The organism is Candidatus Endomicrobiellum pyrsonymphae, from assembly GCF_020328025.1.
GTDB lineage: Bacteria > Elusimicrobiota > Endomicrobiia > Endomicrobiales > Endomicrobiaceae > Endomicrobiellum > Endomicrobiellum pyrsonymphae.
The window spans coordinates 1-4063 of sequence record NZ_JAIXMZ010000092.1; the positions used below are offsets into that span (position 1 = coordinate 1).

Sequence of the window (4063 nt, forward strand, 5' to 3'; positions counted from 1 at the left end):
CCAACCCAGATTATACTGAGCCCATGCATCTCCTTGGTTCGCTGCTTTCCTGATTTGTTTAAACAGAAAAAATTGCTTCGTCATACACTTTTCAAAAATTAAAATACCAAATGGAACTAAAATCAAAAATATTAAGATTATGTATTTTCCCACTTAGACCCTCCTCAAATCTTCATCATTCATAGCAACGCGTTCTACAAAATGTATCCACGATCTTCAATGTTAACTTCCAAACCGCACTCCGCTACTTTTTGAAACTATTTTAATGTTTCAGTATAATCTCCCTCAACTCCTTCTCCACTAGAAATCAATCGCAGATTCCGTTGCTTTTTTGTACCATTCTAATGCTTCCTTATCATCCTTTGGACATCCGTTCTTATTCTTATACATCCGCTACTCACTCCCATCAAACAAACACAATCTTTCTGTTCGCCTTCAGTTCTTCCTATATATTCCTTCCAGCTTACTCTGAGCCTCAACATGTCCTTGGTCCGCTGCTTTCCGATACCACTTTAATGCTTCATTATAATTTTGTTGAACTCCTTCTCCTTTATCATACATCGCTCCCAGATTATTCTGAGCCCATGCATCTCCTTGGTCCGCTACTTTCCTGATTTGTTTAAACAGAAAAAATTGCTTCGTTCTACACTTTTCAAAGATTAAAATACCAAATGGAACTAAAATCAAAAATATTAAGATTATGTATTTCCCCACTTAGACCCTCCTCAAATCTTCATCATTCATAGTAGCGCGTTCTACAAAATGTATCCACGATTTTCAATGTTAACTTCCAAACCGCTTCCAGATTTATCATAATTTTATTATGTATTTTTCAGTATCGCGATACCTCGTCAATGCTTCTGGCATTGCCTCCCTCTCATACCACAGTAACCTCGCTGCTATTCCCTTCAAAGAAAAAGAAATAATGAAACAAGGAAGGGAAATAGTGGAAAGGCAACTGCGATGGAAAGAGCAAATAACATGGATACTTCGCTGCACTCAAGTATGACAGACAAGATGCTTGATAAAATATATATCCTTCACACGTTTGTCGCGATCAAGAGATAACTCCGATTATTCTATTTCTAATTCTAGACCTAAATCTTTTATCATTTGCTTGTCTGCGGCAATATCTCTGCCGTTTGTTGTAAGATAGCCTCCGGTCATCATGCCGTTTGCTCCCGCCTGAAATATCCATGATTGTATATCTCTTAAATGCAATTCTCTGCCGCCACAAATCATAATATCCGGGTTTTGTAAAATTATTCTAAAAACCGCTATTGTTTTTAAAATTTCAATAGGCATCATTGTTGGCAAGTGCGCTAGGGCAGTGCCTTTTATGGGCATGAAAAAATTCATTGGCACGCTGTCTGAGCCAAGTTCTTTTAAAGTGAACGCTAAATCTATTCTGTCTTTTAGGCTTTCTCCCATACCAAAAAGCCCACCGGAACAAAGTTCAAATCCAAATTTTTTTGCTCTCTTTAAAGTGTCAACTCTTTCTTGATAGCTGTGCGTAGAACAGATATTGGGATAAAAATTTTCCGATGTTTCAAGATTGTGATGCATTTTTTTTATGCCGGCTTCTTTTAATTTGATAAAAGTTTCGTCAGATATTTTTCCTATGGAAACGCCTAAATGCGATACTTTTTTATGAGTTTTAAACATTTCGCAAAGTTTTGATATCTCTTCGTCATTTAAAGAGTTTCCGCTTGAAACAATTCCAAAACAACCTACGTTCTCCAAAGCTCTTGTAGAAACTTCTTTGATTTTTTCAGTATCAACAAGAGGATAAACTTTAACATCAGTTTTGTTAAAAGTCGATTGCGCGCAAAATTTACAGTTTTCGGAGCATTTTCCGGATTTTGCATTTATGATAGAACAAACTTTTATTTTATTGCCCTTATATTTTTTACGTATCTTTGAAGATGCCAAAAAAAGATCCTCTGATTCATATCCAAAAAGTTCAAGAGCTTCTTCCTTTGTCACTCGCTTACCGCTTATAATTTCAAACATTAAGTTTTTCATTTTAATTTCCATTTTAATTTTTACAACTTTGGATTTTACTATAAATTTTGTAGCGTTAAATTGTTTTAAAACTCTTTCCAAATTTTCCCTGCAAGTTTTATGCGTAATTATAATTATTTGAGCGCAATCGTTATCACTCATATTAGATTGAGTGAGAATTCCAATTGAAACTTTAAATTTGCCAAGAATACCAGAAATTTTGACAATACGTCCGACTCATCCAAAACGACAAATCTCAAATAATAACAGACTTTGCTTTTACCTGCCGGAAGAACTACAATTTTTATCTTTTTATCGTAAACAACATCGGACATAATTCCCGCGCGCGACGTTTGTGGTGTTTGTAACGATAAATTTTGAAAGATTTACACCATCCGAAACAGCTATACTTGCTACTGGTTGTTGACAAGCGCCTTTTCCGCAATTCCTGATTAGACTCAAACTCTTTGTTTGTTTAATTCGCTTTTTGTAAATTTCCCTATGCGAAGCAATGCATCGTGAAATCTCTTGTCATGCGTTACCAAAGACATTCTTACATATCCCTCACCATGTTTGCCAAAACCTGCTCCTGGAGAAATCACAACACCGGTTTCTTTTACCAGTCTTTCAGCAACGCTTAAAGAGCCTTCTTTTTTCAAACAATTTGGAAGTTCTGCCCAGATATACATCGTACCTTTTGTTTCGCTGGTACGCCAACCTATTTTTTGAAGACCATTCACCATTTTTTTCATTCTTCTTTCATAAATACTTGAAAGTTCTCTTATGCAATCTTGCTGACCGTTTAATGCAGCGATACCAGCAAGCTGCATAAATGTCGGCGCTCCGTAATCTAAAAACGATTTAAATTTTTCAAGAGGATATAAAAGTTTTTTTGCCCCGCAAACCCAGCCTAATCTCCACCCTGCCATGTTGAACGTTTTTGAAAAAGAGTGGAATTCCAAGGCAACATCTTTTGCTCCTTGAAATTCAAAAACTGACGGAGCATAATAATCTCCGAAAGTGAGTTCGGAATAGGCGTTATCGGACACGAGCAAAATGTCATATTTTTTGCAGAATTTTATTGCTTCTTTCCAAAAATCGTTATCCTCAACAACAGTAGCGGTCGGATTATTTGGATAATTTAAAAGCATTATTTTTGCTTTCAAGGCTGTTTTTTTTGGAATCTTTGTAAAATCCGGCAAGAAATTATTTCTTTCAAGCAATGGCATAGAATAAACTTTTGCGCCTGATAGAGCTACGGCATTGAAATGTACCGGATACGCAGGATCGCAAACCAAAGCGCAGTCGCTGGAGTTTAAGTATGACATACATAGATGAGCTATACCTTCTTTTGATCCTATTAATGAAAGAACTTCGTTTTCAGGGTCAAGTTCCACGCCAAAGCGTCTTGCCATCCATTCGGTTATTGCTTTTCTAAATTTTGGCATTCCTTTAGCTTGAGGATATCTATGCGTATTGCTGTGATGCTTTACAGTGTCGCATAATCTATCGACAATATGACCTGGGGTCGGTAGATCAGGATTTCCCATACTTAAGTCTATGACATCAAGATTTTTATCGTAAGCTTCTCTTTTGATTTGATTTATTTTAGTAAAAAGATATGGCGGTATTTTTGATAAATTTTTAGATGGTTCTATGTTGATCATATTTTGTCAAACTCTTTTACAATATCATTTTCCTAAGCATCGTAGTGGGTTTGAAAGAAACTTTTTTTCCATGGGGAATAAGAATTATTTCTCCGGTTTTAAGGTTTCTGCCTTGTCTAGCCTTACATGGCTTAGTCCGAAAATATCCTAATCCTGAGAGAGAAACCGTTTCGCCGATCTTTAACGAAGACTGAATTACCAAAACTAAAGCTTTTATTGCTTTATTTGAATCGCCTTGCGTTAATCCTGAAACAGCAGCAACCTGTTTGATGACATCAAGTTTTTTCACCAAATTGACCCCTCCGCATAAAATAACTGCATTATTTCAAAAACACGTTCATTAATTTTGAGTGGAGCTAAGGGGGATTGAACCCCTGACCTCTTTAACGAAG

At 36.2% G+C, this 4063-nt stretch carries 4 protein-coding genes; all 4 read right to left on the bottom strand.

Features of this window, described 5'->3' with window-relative positions; translation table 11 throughout:
- Positions 1 to 435: 435 nt before the first annotated feature.
- The gene (locus LE180_RS06415) at positions 436 to 714 is read right to left on the bottom strand and encodes a tetratricopeptide repeat protein (protein WP_374134626.1); all 279 of its coding nucleotides are present in this window, start codon (positions 712 to 714) and stop codon (positions 436 to 438) included.
- Between the two features lie 360 nt (positions 715 to 1074).
- Positions 1075 to 2166 (bottom strand): biotin synthase BioB, encoded by a 1092-nt coding sequence (bioB, locus tag LE180_RS06420; RefSeq protein ID WP_374134627.1) that lies wholly within the window; start codon positions 2164 to 2166, stop codon positions 1075 to 1077.
- A gap of 296 nt (positions 2167 to 2462) precedes the next feature.
- On the bottom strand, positions 2463 to 3671 hold the full coding sequence (locus LE180_RS06425; protein WP_374134628.1) for an aminotransferase class I/II-fold pyridoxal phosphate-dependent enzyme: 1209 nt from the start codon (positions 3669 to 3671) through the stop codon (positions 2463 to 2465).
- 16 nt (positions 3672 to 3687) lie between these two features.
- Positions 3688 to 3960, bottom strand: coding sequence for an HU family DNA-binding protein (locus tag LE180_RS06430; protein WP_374134629.1), 273 nt, complete (start codon positions 3958 to 3960; stop codon positions 3688 to 3690).
- Between the last annotated feature and the right edge of the window lie 103 nt (positions 3961 to 4063).

Bases quoted from the DNA above. Each gene is read 5' to 3' on its own strand.
- LE180_RS06425 (WP_374134628.1), bottom strand. From the start codon at position 3,671: ATGATCAACATAGAACCATCTAAAAATTTATCAAAAATACCGCCATAT.
- bioB (WP_374134627.1), bottom strand. From the start codon at position 2,166: ATGAGTGATAACGATTGCGCTCAAATAATTATAATTACGCATAAAACT.